This is a genomic window from Haloechinothrix sp. LS1_15 (assembly GCF_033042135.1).
Taxonomy (GTDB): Bacteria; Actinomycetota; Actinomycetes; order Mycobacteriales; family Pseudonocardiaceae; genus Haloechinothrix.
Genome location: NZ_WBXM01000011.1, coordinates 16,328 through 34,143 on the forward strand (window position 1 = coordinate 16,328; position 17,816 = coordinate 34,143).

General features: G+C 70.4%; 18 protein-coding genes. 4 read left to right on the top strand and 14 right to left on the bottom strand.

What is annotated here, in order from left to right; translation table 11 throughout:
* The first annotated feature begins 28 nt into the window (after positions 1–28).
* On the top strand, positions 29–1,072 hold the full coding sequence (locus tag F8178_RS15975; protein WP_317495615.1) for a ferrochelatase: 1,044 nt from the start codon (positions 29–31) through the stop codon (positions 1,070–1,072).
* Between the two features lie 16 nt (positions 1,073–1,088).
* Here the strand turns inward: F8178_RS15975 and F8178_RS15980 are convergent, their stop codons facing one another.
* Positions 1,089–1,721 (bottom strand): TetR/AcrR family transcriptional regulator, encoded by a 633-nt coding sequence (locus F8178_RS15980; RefSeq protein WP_317495616.1) that lies wholly within the window; start codon positions 1,719–1,721, stop codon positions 1,089–1,091.
* Between the two features lie 97 nt (positions 1,722–1,818).
* On the opposite strand from F8178_RS15980, the gene F8178_RS15985 reads away from it, so the two are divergent.
* Entirely contained in the window at positions 1,819–2,286 is a 468-nt protein-coding gene (locus tag F8178_RS15985; RefSeq protein ID WP_317495617.1) for a hypothetical protein, read from the top strand.
* A gap of 8 nt (positions 2,287–2,294) precedes the next feature.
* On the opposite strand, the gene F8178_RS15990 is transcribed toward F8178_RS15985, so the two are convergent.
* From F8178_RS15990 to F8178_RS16000, 3 genes are all read right to left on the bottom strand, one after another.
* Positions 2,295–3,080, bottom strand: coding sequence for a hypothetical protein (locus tag F8178_RS15990; RefSeq protein ID WP_317495618.1), 786 nt, complete (start codon positions 3,078–3,080; stop codon positions 2,295–2,297).
* A gap of 25 nt (positions 3,081–3,105) precedes the next feature.
* Positions 3,106–4,287 (bottom strand): S8 family serine peptidase, encoded by a 1,182-nt coding sequence (locus tag F8178_RS15995; protein ID WP_317495619.1) that lies wholly within the window; start codon positions 4,285–4,287, stop codon positions 3,106–3,108.
* A 161-nt stretch (positions 4,288–4,448) separates the two neighbouring features.
* Positions 4,449–5,813: a cytochrome P450 gene (locus F8178_RS16000; RefSeq protein WP_317495620.1), complete on the bottom strand. Its 1,365-nt coding sequence runs from the start codon at positions 5,811–5,813 to the stop codon at positions 4,449–4,451.
* Between the two features lie 136 nt (positions 5,814–5,949).
* On the opposite strand from F8178_RS16000, the gene F8178_RS16005 reads away from it, so the two are divergent.
* Positions 5,950–6,534 carry a TetR/AcrR family transcriptional regulator gene (locus F8178_RS16005; protein ID WP_317495621.1) on the top strand — a complete coding sequence of 195 codons (585 nt, stop codon included), beginning with the start codon at positions 5,950–5,952 and terminating at the stop codon, positions 6,532–6,534.
* A 6-nt stretch (positions 6,535–6,540) separates the two neighbouring features.
* On the opposite strand, the gene F8178_RS16010 is transcribed toward F8178_RS16005, so the two are convergent.
* From F8178_RS16010 to F8178_RS16030, 5 genes are read right to left on the bottom strand one after another with little or no spacing between them, the layout of a single operon-like run.
* The gene (locus F8178_RS16010; protein ID WP_317495622.1) at positions 6,541–7,413 is read right to left on the bottom strand and encodes a biotin-dependent carboxyltransferase family protein; all 873 of its coding nucleotides are present in this window, start codon (positions 7,411–7,413) and stop codon (positions 6,541–6,543) included.
* Positions 7,410–8,024: an allophanate hydrolase subunit 1 gene (locus F8178_RS16015; RefSeq protein WP_317495623.1), complete on the bottom strand. Its 615-nt coding sequence runs from the start codon at positions 8,022–8,024 to the stop codon at positions 7,410–7,412. Before F8178_RS16015 ends, F8178_RS16010 begins: the two co-directional genes overlap by 4 nt.
* The gene (locus F8178_RS16020; RefSeq protein WP_317495624.1) at positions 8,024–8,824 is read right to left on the bottom strand and encodes a 5-oxoprolinase subunit PxpA; all 801 of its coding nucleotides are present in this window, start codon (positions 8,822–8,824) and stop codon (positions 8,024–8,026) included. Before F8178_RS16020 ends, F8178_RS16015 begins: the two co-directional genes overlap by 1 nt.
* A gap of 26 nt (positions 8,825–8,850) precedes the next feature.
* Positions 8,851–9,639, bottom strand: coding sequence for a putative hydro-lyase (locus F8178_RS16025; protein WP_317495625.1), 789 nt, complete (start codon positions 9,637–9,639; stop codon positions 8,851–8,853).
* Positions 9,636–10,907 carry an Nramp family divalent metal transporter gene (locus F8178_RS16030; RefSeq protein WP_317495626.1) on the bottom strand — a complete coding sequence of 424 codons (1,272 nt, stop codon included), beginning with the start codon at positions 10,905–10,907 and terminating at the stop codon, positions 9,636–9,638. Before F8178_RS16030 ends, F8178_RS16025 begins: the two co-directional genes overlap by 4 nt.
* 139 nt (positions 10,908–11,046) lie before the next feature.
* On the opposite strand from F8178_RS16030, the gene F8178_RS16035 reads away from it, so the two are divergent.
* A complete protein-coding gene (locus tag F8178_RS16035) occupies positions 11,047–11,739 on the top strand; it encodes a GntR family transcriptional regulator (protein WP_317495627.1) in 693 nt (230 codons plus the stop codon).
* Here F8178_RS16035 and F8178_RS16040 read toward each other — a convergent pair.
* From F8178_RS16040 to F8178_RS16060, 5 genes are all read right to left on the bottom strand, one after another.
* Positions 11,722–13,767, bottom strand: coding sequence for an NAD(P)/FAD-dependent oxidoreductase (locus tag F8178_RS16040; RefSeq protein WP_317495628.1), 2,046 nt, complete (start codon positions 13,765–13,767; stop codon positions 11,722–11,724). The two genes, F8178_RS16035 and F8178_RS16040, sit on opposite strands and share 18 nt — an antisense overlap.
* Positions 13,764–14,825, bottom strand: coding sequence for a polyprenyl synthetase family protein (locus F8178_RS16045; protein WP_317495629.1), 1,062 nt, complete (start codon positions 14,823–14,825; stop codon positions 13,764–13,766). Before F8178_RS16045 ends, F8178_RS16040 begins: the two co-directional genes overlap by 4 nt.
* 98 nt (positions 14,826–14,923) lie before the next feature.
* Positions 14,924–15,373 (bottom strand): hypothetical protein, encoded by a 450-nt coding sequence (locus F8178_RS16050; protein WP_317495630.1) that lies wholly within the window; start codon positions 15,371–15,373, stop codon positions 14,924–14,926.
* Positions 15,370–16,320 (bottom strand): hypothetical protein, encoded by a 951-nt coding sequence (locus tag F8178_RS16055; protein WP_317495631.1) that lies wholly within the window; start codon positions 16,318–16,320, stop codon positions 15,370–15,372. Before F8178_RS16055 ends, F8178_RS16050 begins: the two co-directional genes overlap by 4 nt.
* Before the next feature lie 611 nt (positions 16,321–16,931).
* Positions 16,932–17,600: a hypothetical protein gene (locus F8178_RS16060; RefSeq protein ID WP_317495632.1), complete on the bottom strand. Its 669-nt coding sequence runs from the start codon at positions 17,598–17,600 to the stop codon at positions 16,932–16,934.
* Positions 17,601–17,816: the final 216 nt, after the last annotated feature.

A 17,816-nucleotide genomic window follows, 5' to 3' on the forward strand; every position in this document is an offset into this window, starting at 1 on the left:
CGAGGACACGTGGAGGAAACCGACCTCGATGAGCTACGACGCGTTGCTGTGGTTGTCGTTCGGCGGGCCGGAAGGACCCGACGACGTGATGCCGTTTCTGGAGAACGTGACCAGGGGCAGGGCAGTGCCGAGGGAGAGGCTCGAGGAGGTCGCCGAGCATTACCATCACTTCGGCGGCGTCTCGCCGATCAACGAGCTCAACCGCAAGGCCATTGCCGGCGTCGAGGCCGAGCTGCGCGCGCAAGGGGTGGGCATCCCGGTGTACTTCGGCAACCGGAACTGGGAGCCGTACGTCACCGACACCGTGGGGCGGATGGCCGCCGACGGGGTCCGGCGGGCGCTGGTGCTGGCCACGAGCGCTTACGGCGGGTATTCGGCGTGTCGCCAGTACGACGAGGACATCGTCAGGGCGCTGGATGCCGTCGGCCACGACGCGCCCGAACTGACCAAGCTCCGGCAGTTCTTCGATCACCCGCTGTTCGTGGAGTGTTTCGCCGACGCGGTCAACGTGGCCCGCATGCAGTTGCCGGAGAAGGTGCGCGGCACGGCGCGACTGGTGTTCACCGCGCACTCGGTTCCGGAGACAGCTGATCGCGCCTCCGGCCCACCCGCGGAGGGCGGGCGGCGGTACTCGCGGCAGGTCGCCGAGGCCGCCCGGCTGGTGGCAGCGGAGTGCGGGATCGACGGCTACGACGTGGTGTGGCAGTCCCGATCGGGACCGGAGCACGTGCCGTGGCTCGAGCCGGACATCGTCGACCACATCGACATGCTCGCGGAGAAGGGCACGCAGGCGGTGGTCGTCTGCCCGATCGGGTTCGTGTCGGATCACCTCGAGGTGATCTGGGACCTGGACAACGAGGCCGCCGAGCGTGCGGCCGAACACGGCATCGCCTTCGCCAGGGCACTGACACCGGGTGGTGACGCGCGATTCGCCCGCATGGTGGTCGAGCTGGTGCGCGAGCACACCGAAGGCGCCCCGGCGCGGAAGCTGTCCACGATGGCACTGGCTGGGTGCACGGTCAACGGCGCGCCCTGCGCCGAGCGATGCTGCGAGCCTGCACCGGCGCGCTGAGCGAGGGCGCCCCGCATCACCCCGCCTGGTCGGCCATGAACCAGGCCGCCGTCGCTCCGAGCAGGGTGGCGTACCGTTCCTCGGCGTCGATCCTCCCCTCGAAGCCTGCCAGCTCGAGGCTGACGGCGCCGTGGGCGGCCGCCCACAACACGCGCGCGGCGGCCAGCGGGTCGGCTGGGGCGAACACACCGGTGTCGATGCAGCGGGCGACGGCGTCGGCGAGGGCGTGCAGCGGCCGCAGGCTCGCGGCGTAGGCCTCCTCGGACGGGGTGAACCCCGGGATCGCGCGCTGGAACATCACCGCGTAGTAGGCGCTGTTGGCCAGCGCGTTGTCCCGGTAGGCCCACCCCATGGCGGTGAGGCGGGACAGGGGATCACCGGCGGGTACGTGGTCCATCGCTCGGTGCAGGCGCTCGAAACCTTCGCGCCACAGCTCTTCGGCGATACCGGCTTTGCCCCCGAAGATGGTGTACAGCACGGTGGTCGAGCAGCCGAGCTCGGTGGCGATCCGGCGCATGGTCAGCGCGCCTGGCCCCGCACGCTCGAGCAGGTTGCCAGCGGCATCCAGCGCCGCGGTGCGTCGTACCTGGTGTGCTCGGGCGCGCGCGGCCGCCATCGACGCCGCTGCCGCATCATCCTCGGTCGCCATTGCCACCTCACGAACCATGGTGTAACACTGTTTCCTAAGGGTAACATTGTTACAATCCGGAGGCGCGTGGCGTGCCACCCGGGTGAGGAGGCATGTCATGTCAGCATCGGCGCGCAGGCTTGCAGGCATCCTGCTGGTGGTCCTGCCCACGGTGGCTTTCGGTGGCACCAGCATCCTGTCGCTACTCATCTCCGATCCGGCATACGCCGCGAACCCGCTGCGGCAGGATCTCTGGCGGGCGGGACACGCGCACGCCGGGATCCTGCTGATGCTCTCGTTGATCGTGTTGCTGTATGTGGACCAGCTGGCTCTCGGACCCCGGGCTCGCTGGTTCGCCAGCCACGCCGTGCCGCTGTCGGCGATCCTGCTCCCCGCGGCGTTCTTCCTGTCGGTACTGTCCCCGGACGCGACGGAGCCCAACGCGCTGATCAACCTGGCCTACGTGGGCGCCGTGGTACTCGCCGCAGGGTTGCTCACGGTGGGGATCGGCCTGCTCCGTGGCCGTGGCGAGCAGGCGGCTACCGGGTCCGAACCGGGGCCCGGCGCGGGGTCGCGGGTCGGGTAGGGACGCCGTTACCGGTGCCGGTCGGCGTAACCGCCGAGCACTCGGACGGCTTCGGAGACCGCGGCGCAGCGGGCGGTCCGCACCGCGCTCGCCAGCGGACGCAGGGCCGCCGCACGCTGCTCGGCCGCGCTCGCGGACAGCGCGGCTCCCGGCTCGTCGGCCGCTGCCATGGCCACGATCGCGTCGACCTCGTCGGCACGCTGGAGCAACCCCACCGCGCGCGGCGGCATGCCCTCCGGCCACGGAGGTGCCTGCGCGGAGCTCAGGCGCTCCCGTACCGCCTCGTGAGCTTCGGGACGGTGGCTGGCCACCTCCAGCGCGAGGAGATCGCTGGTGCTCGCCCGTACCGCGTCGCGCAGCTCGCGCTCGGCCTCGGCGAGCCCGGCGGTGACACCGCCCCCGCCCTCCGGTGCATTGTAGACCGTCCAGATCAGCTGGTTGTCCGGTGCCTGTTCGGGAACAATGCCGAGCCCCAGCCCGTCGAGCACTGCCGCCTCGCCGCGTGCCAGCGCGGCCCTGGCGAAGGGTCCGGGCACGCCGAGCCCGCGGACGTCGCCTGCGGCGGGCAGCACCAGGGTGGCGCTTCCCGCCCGGTTCCTGCGCAGCGCGGCAAGCAGTTCCGCTGCGCTGCTGGCGCGCTCGAACTCCAGCGCCGAGGCGGCGCCGGCGTCGGCCGCGACGATCTCCTGGGGATGGCCCCAGTGCAGCAGCGCGTCGAGCGCATCGTCGGGCGCGGCGCGCTGCGCGAGCCAGGCAGCGGACCAGACCACCAGCGTCGCGGACGGGCAGCACATGATGCCCCAGGATACGGCAGCGACGTCAGCTCGCCTGGACCAGCCCGGCGCCCACATCGGTCGACGGCAGTGGTAGCCGGCGCGACCGCTGGCTCAACCGCGCCCACAGTTCCCACGCCCGCGCCTCGTACTGCTGCGCGAGCAATGCCGCGACGCCAGAGATGTGGGGAGTGGCCATGCTCGTGCCGCTGGCGGACCTGGTGCGTTCCGGCATCAACCAGCTCGAGTGCACGTCCACCCCGGGTGCGACCAGGTCGACCTGGCCCACGTCACCGACGGTCGCAGCGGAGAAGTCGGCGATGCCTTCCTCGCGGTCGACGGCACCGACCGCCATGACGGTTGGGCAGTTCGCCGGGTGCCCCACGGGCGCGAGCACACCGTCTGCGCGCCTGCTGTCGTTGCCCGCGGCGGCGATCACCATCGTGCCGCGCCGCATGGCACGCACGGCGGCCTCCTCGAAGGTGCGGGAGCAGGGGTCGTCGGGCTCGACGGGGGAACCGAGTGACAGCGAAGCCACGGCGCAGTCGTGCTGTATCGCCCAGGAGATGCCGGCGAGGATCCCGCCGTCGGTGCCTGCGCCGTCGCGGTCGAGTACCTTGCCCGAGTAGATCTCGGCTTCGTAGGCGACGCCGTATCCTGGGCCCTGTCCGGGGTCACGCGGGCCGCAGGCGGTGCCGATCACGTGCGTGCCGTGCCCGTGCTCGTCCTCGCTGCCTTCGGACGAGATGAACGAGGCCGCCTCCACGGTGCGCTCGGCGAAGTCCGGGTGTTCGGTGGCGAAGCCGGTATCCAGCACCGCGACACGTACGCCCGCCCCGGAGGCCTCGATGCCGGTGGCGCCGACCGCGCGCAGCCCCCAGGTCAGCTCGGTGGCATCGGCGGCGGCGCCGGTACGCAGCGGCGCCTCGATGGCGTGCACGACGCGCTCGGGCTCGAGCGCGGTGATCGGCCCCCAGCCGGTGATGGCGCGGCGCAGCGCGTCGAGCTGGTCCGGGTCGGCCTCCACGACGCAGGTCTCGAGGTCGTGCAGCACCAGCCCGCCCGCCTCGCGCAGGGCCTCGGGGGTGTCCGCGAGTCCCGCGTCCGCGGTGCTGACCGCCCGGATCCCCGCCACGGTGCGCAGCGCGCGCCTACCCGCATCGCCCGATCCTTCGGCGAACAGCACCAGGTACCGCCCCGTTGCCGTCTGGTTGCTCGACCACGTCATCGCTGTCCCCTCACCCGCGCCGTGTGCGCCATCGGTGTGCTTCAGCCCGCCTCGCGGAGGGTCAGGAGTTCATCGTGGCGCAACGCGGTCGCGGTGTCACGCGCCGTCAGCGCGGCAGCGGCCTCCCGTGAGTGGATCGTGCTCGTGTCGTGACGGTCGGGTCAGCGCGGTATGGCCACCACGCGGGCCCCGCGTGCGGGTACCAGGGTGATGTGGCGCGGGCGTACCCGCTCGGCACGGGGGCGGTCGGGTGTCAGCCGGTAGCGGGTCAACGCAGCACGCAGGATCTCGACGGCCTCGACGAGCGCGAACCCCGCGCCGAGGCAGCGGCGCACCCCGCCACCGAACGGTAGCCAAGTGCTCGACGGGGTGCCCTCGCCGGTGAAGCGTTCCGGCCGGAACACGTCCGGCAGGTCGTGGTGAGCACCGTCGCCGTGGATGACCCCGATGGCGGGCATGACGGTCGTGCGGGCCGGGATGTGATAGCCCCCGAGCTCGACCGGTTCGGTGGTGGTGCGGGCGACCTCGGTGATGACCGGGTGGAGCCGCATCGACTCCTTGGTCACCGCCTCCAGGTAGCCGTCGTGGCCGCTGTCGGCCGCGCGGGTGGCCTCGGCGTGGGTGCGGGGATTGCGCGCGAGCTCGTGGAAAGCCCAGGCGAGCGCGGTCGCGGTGGTCTCGTGCCCGGCGAGCAGCAGGGTGACGAGCTGATCGCGCAGCTCGACATCGGTGAGCGTGTCGCCGTCGATCTCCACGGCAAGCAGCCTGGAGAGCACGTCGTTGCGGTCAGCGAGATCGCTGGCGCCCCTGCGCTCGGCGATCTCGGCGTACAGTAACGCGTCGACCGCTTCGAGCTGCTCCTTGCCGCGGCGCCAGCGACCGAACCGTTGCAGCGTGGGGCTGTGCCAGCCGAACACGTCGAGCGAGCCGATGTCCATGACGCCGCGCAGCGCATGGCGGAGCGCGGTCAGCCGGGGCCCGTCGCCGAAGCCGAAAACCACCCGCAGGATCACCTCGAGGGTGAGCCGCTGCATGCTCAGGTGGGAGGCGAACGGTACGTTTCGCGGCCACCGCTCGACCTCCTCGGCTGCCAGTTCGGCGATCATGTCGCGGTACCCGCGCAGGGCCGCACCCGCGAACGGTGGCATCAGCAGCTTGCGGATCCGGCGGTGTTCGTCCTCGTCGGTCGTCAGCACCGAGTGCGGCCCCATCACGGGCTTGAGGATCATGTTGCCCTCGCCCGCGTGATACGTGGTGACCGGTCCACTGAAGACGGCGCGGACATCGTCCGGGTCGGACAGGCTGACGGCGCTGCGTTCCGGGAACAGGCGCAATCGCACCATCGGACCGTAGTGACGGTGCAGCGCGGGAAGTAACCGGTGACGCTGAGTGCCGTACAGCACGCTCTGCACGGCCATGGGTGCCCGCGGTCCGGGAGGGAGCGGGAGCCTGCGCGAGGCCGCCGGAAGCGCCGTGGCCGGCTCCGGCTGATCCGAGTTCGTGACGGGATTCGTCGCGGGGTTCATGGCGGGCCTCCTCGCGGCGGGCGGACACACTCGTTAGACGCATGTATAACACGGTGAGCCGGGTTTGTATACGGCTGTATAAATCGGTGGTGATCGGCGGTCGGAGAGGCCGGATGGTCCGGATAAGGTGGAGCACGTGGGACACCGCGAGGATCTGCTGGCAGCCGCGCGGCGGCTGCTGGAGGACAAGGGATACGCGCACATCACGGCCCGCGATCTGGTCGCGGCCTCCGGCACCAACCTTGCCTCAATCGGCTACCATTTCGGTTCCAAAGCAGGCCTGCTCAGTACCGCGATCGGCGAGATCCTCGACGAGTGGACCGAGCAGCTCGCCGAGACCGCCATGGCCGCCGAGGTCACCACCCCCATCGAGCGGGCGCACGTCACCTGGGTGGCGCTGCTGGAGAACCTGGACAGCAAGCGAGCGCTGCTGCTGTCCTTCATGGAGGCGGTGGCTCAGGCCGAGCGGTCGCCGGAGCTGCGCGAGCAGTTCGCCCGCCAGTACCGGCACGTGCGTACCAGAGTCACCGAACTGGTGACCGCCTCGCTGCACGAGCAGCTGGACCCCGACGACCCCCGCGCCAGGGCCATCGCCAGCTTCGTCGTCGCTACCTGTGACGGGCTGGCGTTGCAGTGGCTGCTCGATCCCGAGGACATGCCCTCGCCCGACCAGCTACGGGCTGCGCTGGAGATTGTGTGGTCGCCCGAGGCCAGCGGGTAGAGCCCATCAGGCGCACCGGCTGCCCCTGGGCTCGCTCGGGCGGAAACGCACCCGCTGACCGGGACGAGCCTGGGCGGCCAGCGGTAGGTCCGCTGCCGTGACCACACCGATGACCGGGTAGCCACCGGTGACCGGGTGGTCGGCCAGGAACAGAATCGGCTGCCCGTCCGGCGGCACCTGGAGCGCGCCTGCCACGAGCGGTTCCGGGGCCAGCTCGGCCGCGGAGCTCCTGTGCAGCGCTGGACCGTGTAGCCGGAGCCCCACGCGGTTGCTCCGCGGCGTCACCTCGAACGGCACGGAGCCCAGCAACTCCAGCGCTTCTGGGAGGAACCAGTCGTGGCGGGGCCCGGCGACGACCGTCAGTTCGGGTTCCTCATGGCAGGCAGGCTGCGGCGCGTGGTCGACGGCGGGCATTCCCGTCACCGCGTTTCCGACCGGCAGCGCTTGACCTGCGGTGACCGGCGGCGGCCCGAGCCCGGAGAGCTGGTCGGTGGCCCGCGCCCCGAGCACCGGCTCCACGCCGATGCCGCCACGGACCGCGACGTAGCTGCGCAACCCGCACGAGGGCGTGCCGATGTCCAGGCGCTGTCCCGGTGCCACACAGATCGGGCCGCACATGTCCACGGCGCGGCCCGCGAGCCGGAGGGGACAGGGCGCGCCGGTGACGGCGACGACGGTGTGCTCGGTGAACCGGACGGCGAGACCACCGAGGGTGAGCTCGAGCGCCGCCGCCGATTCCGCGTTACCCACCAGGCGGTTGGCCAGGGTGAAGCTCCGGGTATCGGCCGCACCGGAGACTCCGACACCGAGTTCGGCGAGGCCGGGACGGCCGAGATCCTGGATCGTGGCCAGCGGGCCGGTCGCGAGGATCTCGATCACGATCGCACCTCGACGAACCGGACGCCGGTGCCCGGCGGCAACAGCATCGGCCGTTCCCGGTCCGGTGTCCATACCGGAAGGTCGGTGCGACCGATGATGCGCCAGCCACCGGGTGATTCGCGTGGGTACACGGCGCTGTACTCGTCGGCGATCGCGACGGCGCCCGCAGGCACGGCGGTGCGCGGCGAGTCCCGTCGGGACACGCGTAGCGCGGGATCACCTCCGCTGATGTAGGCGAAGCCTGGGGCGAACCCCGCGAAAGCCACCACGTACCTGGCCGCCTGGTGCCGCTCGGCCACCTCGCGGGGTGTCAGCCCGGTCAGACGAGCGACGTCGGCGAGGTCGTCACCGTCGTAACGGACCGGGATCTCCACCGTGTGGCAGCCGGGACGGGTGGCGGGGCGGCGCTCGCGCCCGGCCAGCTCCGCCGCGAGCCGGTCGGGGCTGGTCCGTGCCGGATCGAACCGTACGAGGACGGTGCGCGCGGCCGGGACGATGTCGGTGGCACCGGTCGGCGGATCCGCCCGCAGCGCCTCGGTCATGCCGAGCACCTCGGCGAGTGTGTCGAGCTCGACGAGCGCGGCGCGATCACCGCAGGGCAGCACGCGCATCAGCGATGGTCCCCCGCGAAGGCCAGCAGGCGGACCCCCGCTCCGGCCAGCCCGTCGGAGATGCGGCGCGCCGCCGTCACCGCCTGCGGCGTGTCACCGTGGACACACAGCGAGCGGGCAGGCGTGTCGATGACGGTGCCCGCGATGGTGTCGATCTTGCCCTCGGTCGCGGTGCGGATCGCGCGCTCGACGACGGTGTCGGCGTCGTGCAGCACCGCACCGGGCTCGCTGCGCGGCACCAGGTGGCCGTCGCCGGTGTAGCCGCGGTCGGGGAAGGCCTCGGTCACGGTCGGGATTCCCGCTCGCTCGGCGAGCCGCAGCAGGTGCGAGCCCGGAAGGCCCAGCAGCGGCAGCGTGGCGTCGAACCGGCCGACGCCGGTGACGACGCCCTCGGCCTGAGCCGGGTCGGTCACGGTGGTGGTGTACAACGCGCCGTGCGGCTTCACGTAGCGCACCCGGTCACCCTCGGCGCGGGCAAGGCCGTCGAGCGCACCGATCTGGTAGGTGACCTCGTCGGCGAGCTCGTCGGGATCGACATCGATGCGCCTGCGCCCGAAACCGGCCAGGTCGCGGTAGCCGACGTGCGCGCCGATGGTCACGGCGCGTGCGACGGCGCCCGCGCAGACGCGCCGCATCGTGGTGGGGTCACCGGCATGGAAGCCGCACGCGACGTTGGCGCTGCTGACGACGTCGAGCAGCGCGTCGTCGTCGGCCATCGACCAGCGGCCGAACCCCTCCCCGAGGTCGCAGTTGAGGTCGATGGCTGGGGGATCGTCACCGGTGTGGCTGTTGAGGTTCATCCGTGGGGCTCCTCGGGGTATCGGGATCAGTCGGCGAGCTGGTGGGCGGTGTCGGGGAGGTCGGTGACGAACATGTGCCCTGGAGCGTGGGTGATGGCGAATTCCGGTGCCGATGCCATCACCGCCGCCTGCGGGGTGACCCCGCAGGCCCAGAACACCGGAACGTCACCGGGCCGCACCTCGACGGAGTCGCCGAAGTCGGGCCGGTCCAGATCACCGATGCCGAGCGATTCCGGTGATCCGACGTGGACCGGTGCACCGTGGACGGCAGGAACCCGCGCGGTCGCGCGAACCGCGACGGGAACCAGCCCGGACGGAATCGGCCGCATGGACACGACCAGGGGACCGTGGAACCGGCCCGCTGGCCGGCACGGCCGGTCGGTGACATACATCGGCACGTTGCCGCCGGACTCCAGGTGACGCAGCGGGACACCCGCCTCGGCCAGCGCCGCCTCGAACGTGAAGCTGCACCCGATGACGAACGCCACCAGGTCGTCCCGCCACTCGGCGGTGACCTCGCTCGGCTCGTCGGACAGCCGACCGTTGCGCCACACCCGGTAGCACGGCAGGTCGGTGCGCAGGTCCGCCCCCGGCGCCAGTGCGGTGGTGGGCGAGCCCGGATCGGTCACGTCAAGCACGGGGCACGGCTTGGGGTTGCGGTGGGCGAACAGCAGCAGGTCGTAGGCGTCCTCGCGGGGGACAGCGACCAGGTTTGCTTGGGTGTAGCCGACCGCCCACCCGGCCGTCGGCGTGACCAGGCCCGACCGGAACCGCTCGCGGGCGGCGGCCGGGCTGGTGTCGCCGGGCGCGGTCATCCGGCGACCCCCAGTGCGCGCAGGATGTTGAACAATCCCAGGCCGGTGGCCACCAGCACCACGGCGATACCGAGCACGTTGCGGACGATGCGGTTGCGGTACTCGCCGAGTAAGTCCCTGCGGTTGGCGACCACCAGCAGGAACACCGCGATAATCGGGAGCAGCAGCCCGTTGGCGGCCTGGGCGAACAGGATGGCGGCGACGGGGTTCTCGCCGAGTACCGCGAAGGTGGTGCCGACGAGGATGACCACGGCCCACACCGCGCGGAAGCGCAGCGACGTGAGGTCGACCCGCCAGCCCAGCGCGCCGCTGACCGCGTAGGCGGCTGCGAGCGGGGCGGTGATCGCGCTGGTCAGTCCCGCCGCGAACAAGCCGACGGCGAAGAATCCCTGGGCGGCGGGGCCGAGCAGGGGTTCGAGCTGTGCGGCCATGTCGGCGGCGCCTTCCACCCCGAGCCCCCTGGCGAAGATGACGGTCGCGGCTGTGGTGATGATGGCCAGCGTGACCAGCCCGCCGAGACCGATGGACAGGTAGGTGTCGTTGCGGGCTTCGCTCAGTGCCTTCGGCACCGGGGTGTCGTCGGTCCACTTCTCGCGCACCGAGCTGGCGTGCAGGAACAGGTTGTAGGGCACCACGGTCGTTCCGATCAGCGCGATCACCGCGACGGTGGCCCCGGTGGGCACCCGGGGTACCAAGCCGCCAAGGAGCTCGGTGACGTCGGGACGCACGATCACGGCGGTCACGATGAAGACCACGCTCATCACGGCGACCAGGACGATCACCGCGCGCTCGATCCACCGGTAGGTGCCGGTCAGCAGCAGCAGGAACGCCGCGAGACCGAGCAGGCCAGCCCACATCTGTGGCGAGCCGCCGGTGATCGCTTCCAGCCCGAGCCCGGCGCCGGTGAGGTTGCCGGTCTGGAACGCGGCGTTGCCGAAGGCGATCGCCGCGACCACCAGCGCGATGGCGCCGAAGCTGACCAGCGGATTCCGGAAGGTGGTGCGCATGGCCTCGCCGAGCCCCTGGCGGCTGACGATGCCCAGCCGGGCGGCCATCTCCTGTAGCACGATCGCGGTGACGATGGCGAACACCAGTGCCCAGATCAGCGCGAACCCGAAGTCGGCTCCGGCGATGGTGGCCGTGGTGACGGTACCCGGCCCGATGAACGCCGCCGTGACCAGCAGGCCCGGTCCCAGACGGCGCGGGCCGCGCGGGCGGGAGGATGTGCGGGAATCCGGCTGCGAGGCCGGGGTGCCATGGTCCGGCATGGCGAACTCCTCGAGGTCGGCAACGGTGTGGGCACCCTCACAGTGAGGATCGCAGCAGCAGACTACATATTGTTGAACGATCCTGCAATAGGCGCATTGACATGCACTGCCGTAGACTGCGGGGAAGGAGGTGGGAACGGTGACGGCACGTGCCGACGACACGGGTGTCCTCGCCGCGCTGGCGGGGGACCGGTCACTGCTGAACCGCAGCAGCACGGTGGAGCGGGTCGCGGAGATCCTGCGGGAGCGGATCATCGAAGGTCTGCTCCGACCGGGGGAGCGGCTCTCCGAGGACGCCATCGGCCGCGCGCTGGGCGTGTCACGCAACACGCTGCGCGAGTCGTTCCGGCTGCTCTCGCACGAGCGACTGGTCGTGCACGAGCTCAACCGAGGGGTGTTCGTCCGCACGCTGTCCGCCGAGGACGTGACCGACCTCTACCGGGTACGCAAGCTGATCGAACCGGCCGCGCTGGACGGTGACGTGCCGGTCTCGGAGGAAGGGCTGCGCCCGCTGCGCGCGGCGATCGCGGCAGCCGCCAACGCCGCCGCTGAGGGCAGGGGAGCCGACGTCGGTACCGCCAACATGCGGTTCCACCAGGCCCTCGCGGCGCTGGCTGGCAGCGCCCGCATCGACACGATCATGCGCCAGCTGCTCGCCGAGCTCCGGCTGGTGTTCCACGTCATGGATCGGCCTGGCGAGTTCCACGCCCCGTACCTGGATCGCAACCGGGAGATCCTGGGCCTGCTGGAACGCGGCGAACTCCAGCAGGCACGCCAGGCGCTGCTGGACTACCTGGCCGACGCCGAAGCTCGGCTACTCGCGGCGTACTGACGGGCCGGGCGAGGCGTACGATGCCGGAGCCGCCACGGTGACCAGCCCGGCAAGCGATTCCCGCGCGCCGCAGGGAGGTAGCGGGGCCAACGCGTCGAGCGCGAGCTGCCTGGCCTCGCGATACCTGGCGCGTCCGTGGGCGAGAAGGTCCCGGCGCGCGCCGGGATCGAGCTGCGCCACGCCGGGCCAGGCGGCGCCGGGACGAATCGCCGACCACCACCGCTCGATCGCGGACACTCCCGTTCCGATGAGCGTGTCGACGCTGCTCTCCAGGCGCGTAGGGCGGCCGTCCAGTGCGGCGCCGTCCTCGGCGTGGCCGATCACGCGGCCGAATCGGGCACCGAACTCTCGCAGCGCACGCCCATGCCGGACACCGGAACCTCCCAGTGCGCCACCGATGCGGCAGGGAAACTCGAACAACCGCTCGTAGAACGCGTGCGGGTCGGCGTAGCCGCGTGCCGTCTCCCCGCGCACGGCCGCGAGGTCTTCGAGCCAGTCGGCGAACGCCCAGGACAGGTCCGTGGTGCTGCGCGCGACGAGCGCGGCTCCTCGCGCGAGCAGGAAGTCAGCCGCCAGTATCGCGACGTTGTTCCCCCAGTGGATGCCGTCGGGGGCAGGCGGCGAGGTGGACCGTACGCTCAGGCCCGTCACGGCGGCGAGTACCCCCAGCTCGATCGCGGCTGCCACCGTAGGGCAGTCAACGGGCCTCCCACCGACACGCGCCGCGTGCAGCATCAGCCGGGCGGGCCGGACCTCGGTGCCGAGGACGCCTTCGCCGGAGGTGACGAGCCGCGCGAGGAACGGCCACGTGTCGCGGACCGTGGCCAGCAGGATCTCGTCACAAGCGAGCAGCATCGGTTTGATCGGGTCGATCCGTGGGTGCCGCTGCACCGGGGACCGTCTCCGTAGCCCGCTCGGGAGCAGCATGGCTTGTCGCGCCTTCACCACGAACGGGGTGTCGTCGCCTGCGGTGGCATCCAGCGTGCGCCACGCGAGGTGGTAGCGGCGGATGGCATGGCGGCTGGCTTCGAACTGGCCGACGTAGCGCCCGGCCAGTATGCGGGTGTAGTGCTCGGCGGCTCCAGCTGGCTCCTGCTCGCGGTTGGCCGCCGTGATCGCCTCGGCCGCCAGCCTGCCGCTTTCCAGGGCGTAGCTGATGCCTTCGCCTGTGAAGGGATTGACCAAGCCAGCGGTGTCGCCTGCGAGCAGTACGGCACCCTCGCCGCAGCGGTGAGGGGCGAATCCGTGCCGGAGGTCGCCGGTGATGCGCGTACCGCGTGGCATGGCGTCGCTGCCGCCGGTGACCCTGGCCACGAAACCATCGAAAACGTCCTCGATCAGCCCCGTGGCCCGGTCATCGACGATCCCGAGGCCGATCCGGATGCCGCCTGCCGGGTCGGGATGGACCCACCCGTAAGCGGGGAGCAGGGTGCTTCCGGCGAGATCGGTGATGGGCAGGTGGACGTCGAAGTGGTCGTCCCGGCGCGGGTGGTGGAACCGCCGTGTGATCGCGGCCCCACCCGGCCTGTCGTCATGGTGCGGCAAGCCCAGTTCACTCGGCGCACGTCCGGTGGCGACCACAGCGGTCCGCGCGGTGATGGTGACCGTATCGCCGGGGCACGTGAGGGTGCCGACGGCGCCGTGGTTGCCGGTTCGAATCGCGGTCACCGTGCCGTTGACGAGGTGCGCACCGTGCCCCGCAGCGACGTCGAGGAGGGCATCGAGCAGCGCCGCCCGCTCGGTCACTCCGGCTGCGGCGTCCGGTGTGGCCGCTACGGTCGCACGGTCGCGGATGAGGAACCTGCCATGACGGATGGGGATGAGGGATAGGAGGCCGGTGACGCCGAGCGTGTCCAGCTCGCCCAGTGCCGGTGGGGACAGCACGACGGCGTCGCCGGTGGACCGCCTTCCCGCGTCCACGACAGTCACGGCTAACCCGGCCGCGGCGAGGGTGATCGCCGCTGACGCGCCCGCGGGACCGCCACCGACGATAAGCGCCTCTGTGTCGAGCGAGCCTGCCGGAGTCATGCGGGAACCCGCGCGTCGATCCACTCGGTGAACGCATGCAGCGCAGCGACCGCCTCACCGTTGGGGCACTCACCGAGCTGTTTCCGAGCACGGTTCAGGTGGGTGTGGGCGGCGTCCCGCGCGTGTTCGAAGCCGCTCGCCGCGCGGACGTGCCCTCGAAGCTCCTCCGGTGCGGACGGTTGCGGATTCAGGCGTGTCAGCAAGTGCTGCAACTCGTCGGTCGGTGAGTTCCGCAGCGCGCACAGTGTGGGGTAGCCGAACAGGCCGCGTGCGTGATCGGTGCCCGCAGGCTTGGCCCCGTCAGTGACGGTGAGATCGCGGCAATCATCGGCGATCTGGAACGCGATCCCCGCGTGTTCACCGAACCGGGACAGCGCACGCAGCCGTACCGGTGACAGGCGCGCCACGACACCGCCCAGCACACAGGGCAACGCGAACAGGGTGCCGGTCTTGCGACGCATCACCTTGAGATAGTCCTCGATGGGAAGGTCGAGCTGGAACGAGCGTTCGACGTCGAGCACCTCTCCGTAAGCCAGGTCGATCACACCGTCGCAGATCAGCCGGTTGATCCGATTGCCGAGCTCGGAGGCAAGCTTCGCGGCGGCCGCGAAACACCCGGTACCCACCAGCAGTGCCCGCTCAGCTCCCAGTGTGACGTGTGCCGCGGCTTGCCCCCGTCGGGTCCCGGCATCGTCGATGACATCGTCGTGCATGAGCGAAGCCAGATGAAGCAGCTCGACCGTGGACGCTGCCGCGATCAGGCGTGGCTGATCGGGGTAGCCGAGATGCGCGGTGAGGTAGGCCAGCGCGGGACGGAGGCGTTTGCCACCAGCCTCGGCAAGCGCCAGGGCGTGCTCGGCGTCAGGGACGGCGAGGGCGCGGATGCGTTTACCGACAGTGCGCGCCACACCACCGCTGAAGCGCTCGTAGTCGCCTGCCCACCGTGGCGGGATCAGCCGGTCGAGGGGAGGTGGTAGTGAGGCAGAGCGCGACGAGCCACGACGTGCATCGTCGTCCGTGCATTTCCGGCTCGATACCGGTCTTGCGACGTCGTCCACGCTGGCACCTTCCGGTTCGACGGGATCGCCCTGGTGAAGCGCCGGCACGGTGTTCGTCCTGAACAACTCTCGCCTCATCCTCGGGAACTGGTGCCGGGTCATCGCCGACCCTGTCCGGGGAGTCCGGCCTCACCGAGGGCGATGGTGGTCTCGGCGCTGTGGTGGTGAGACAGGCGGCTGCTGGTGAACGGCACGATCGGCCCGCCGAGCCGCCAGGCGACGGGGACGCCGTCGAGGTGGCTGAAGCGGTCCTCGGGTGGCATGTCCTCGTCGGCGATGACCCTGATCACCCAGTGGCCGTTGCATTCGGATGCACCCACTGCGTGCACGCTGGGATGCTCCTCGAGGATGTCCGTGCCGTGTCGGTCCTTGGCTTGCCGGGCTTGTTGTTCGGTGACCCCGGGGTCGAGGTCGGCCTGCTGGCAGGATTCTTCGATCGTCTCCGGTAGCCGGTCGGGGTCCTGGAACAGGTCGCACCCTGCGGTCGTGGCTGCCAGCAGCGCGACCGCGCTGCTGATGCGGATTCCCGCGCCGCGTTGCCGGGTCATCGCCGACCCTGTCCGGGCAGCCCGGCCTCACCGAGGGCGATGGTGGGTACCTCGGCGAGTATGTCCCGCACGGTGTCGTAGTTGTCCTGAGCGGACATAAAGGCCAGCAGGGCATCATGGTCCATACCGAGCGTCCCGCTGACGATCTCGTCGTTGATTCGCTGGAGCGCGGAGGCCTCCTGCTCGGTGAGGTGCATGATGGACAGCCCGTTGATGGACGCGGTCAGCTCGTCCAGCATCTCCTGGGTCACGACCGCGTCCGGATGATGAGGGTTGTCGATGACACGGCGCGCGAAGCCGATCCAGTTCTCGTAGAGCGCTTCGGCCTGCGCCTGCTCCCAGCCGCTGAGCTCGGCCTCCTCAATCCGCTGGAGGAACATCTCTTCGTTGGTATAGACGACGCCGGTGATCAGCCTGCCGAGCCGTGTCATGGAGAGGAACTCGTCCCGCACCCGTTCGGCCAGCTCCGTGTCATCGGTGAGCGGGAGGTCGTACCGGTCCTCCAACGCCGGTACGATGCGACACAGCCCTCCGGGGCACGGTCCGGCGTGCGTGTCACCGGCACCCCCGAGACAGACCACTGACCCGGAGTCGCCGGGGTGGCTGAAGTCCTCGATGACGAATACCCCGTCGAATTTCAGTATGCGGGAGGATCCCGGTTCACCGAATTCAACTGAAACTTCGTCATCGGTTTCTGTAATTCTGGAGGACGTATATCCGGACGTGCGCCCGACCTTCTCCACCACCATGCCGAGTTCCGGATCCCGCGCAGCTCCTTCGCCCGGGAGTTGCACGTCGAGTTCCGAGAGGAGGGTCGTGATCGGTATGGCCCAAGTTTTCTTCGTAGCGCAGATTCCTGCGAAAACCATGCCGACCGCCGGGTGATCCGCGGTGACCGGTTCCATCATGTCGTCCATCACGTCCCGGCTCACGTCCGTCAGGCGCACCGGTCGGGCCGTCGCCGCGTCGACCCGATTGATCCGATCCTCCCGGAGTGGGACATACGCTGACAGGCCGGCGAGGAGGTCATCGGGAGTGCTGCCCCCGTCATACGGACCTGGTTGGACGATCGGATCCCCCATCTGGGCGTCATTGAGGACCGGTAAGAGGACGTGATTGCAGGAAAGGATGTGCATCGTGTCATCCGGCCTCCGCACCAAGCAGCCCAGGGTTCCTGCGGTGGTGTCCACGTGCCCGATGCTCGAGCCCATACGCGCCGGCCGGATTCGTTGCGGAAATGCCGAGGATCGTAGCGGCCTCGACGTCAAACCGCTCCTGTTTCCGAACGCATGGTATGGCCCCGATTGGATGACGTCGACCCGTACCGTCGCACCGTCGATATCGACGTAATTCGGAAGCAGTCTCCGGCGGGAGATATGGGATTCGGGGCGTTTACGGGTGACGTGCACGATCACCGCGGGTTCGTCGGTGTATTCTCCCCGCCGCTGCCGGTACCCGAGCCCGACGGCGTTGATATTGGGATCGCTATTCATGAAGCGCTCCACCAGGTACGCTTTAGCCCGCTTCATGATCTCCCGCTGGTCCTGGCCGAGCGGCCTCATCTGCCACCTCCGCGCTCGCCGTTGGCGACACGTTCGTTCAGCAGGCGGTAACGCCGCACGAGGTCCAGCCACGCGGTGGCCAGCGTCCGCCCACGTTCGCCGGTCATGGGCGCTGAGAACGAAGCTATGGCGCAGTGGACGACGCTCACCTGTTCGTCGGGAATCCGGTGCCGGGGACTGCCTCGTAGCCGGTCGCCGATACGGGCGAGGAGGGCTTCATCGTCGAGCTCGGCCAACGGGGGAGCGCCGTGCCAACGCCGGAGCCCGGCGTGCACAGCGTGATGCCGCGAGTCTGCCGTGTGGGCGAGGAGCCGTCGCACGTTCTCGGTGCTCACGCGGTCGACGGCACGTCCCGGCTGCCCGAACGACGGGAACGGCACCGGAACGGTGGCGACCAGGAGCGCCAGTCGCGTGATTTCCTGCACCACACGATCGCCGAGTTCGCTGCCTGCGGCGACGGCCGCACCGGTCGTAGCGGACAGAGCTGTGGCCGGACCCACGACACCCGCCGTGCCGAGGAACCGGCGACGTGACAGTGACCCGGTCCGGTCGGCGTCGCCGGACATCATGCCCGTCTTCCCGTCACCGGTGTGCGACATGCCGGATGCGGTGTCGCTGCCGCCGGTGCTGTTCGAGGAAAGCGCCCGATAGCCCCCATCACTCACGCCCCAGATGGTCGGTTCGTGCCCGTCAGTCCGACATCGCCTGCTGATTCTCGATCCGTTCCGGTCGGCCGGTCAACGAGTTCGGGAGACCGACCGGCCCGCGACGCGCGGACTCATCACGCGAGTACAGACAGGCGAGCGGGGTGTTGTGGTGTCGTGAGTACGAGCGCGATCGCCGCTGTCGGGCGGTGACCGCACCGGCCGCTGTGCCGTCGC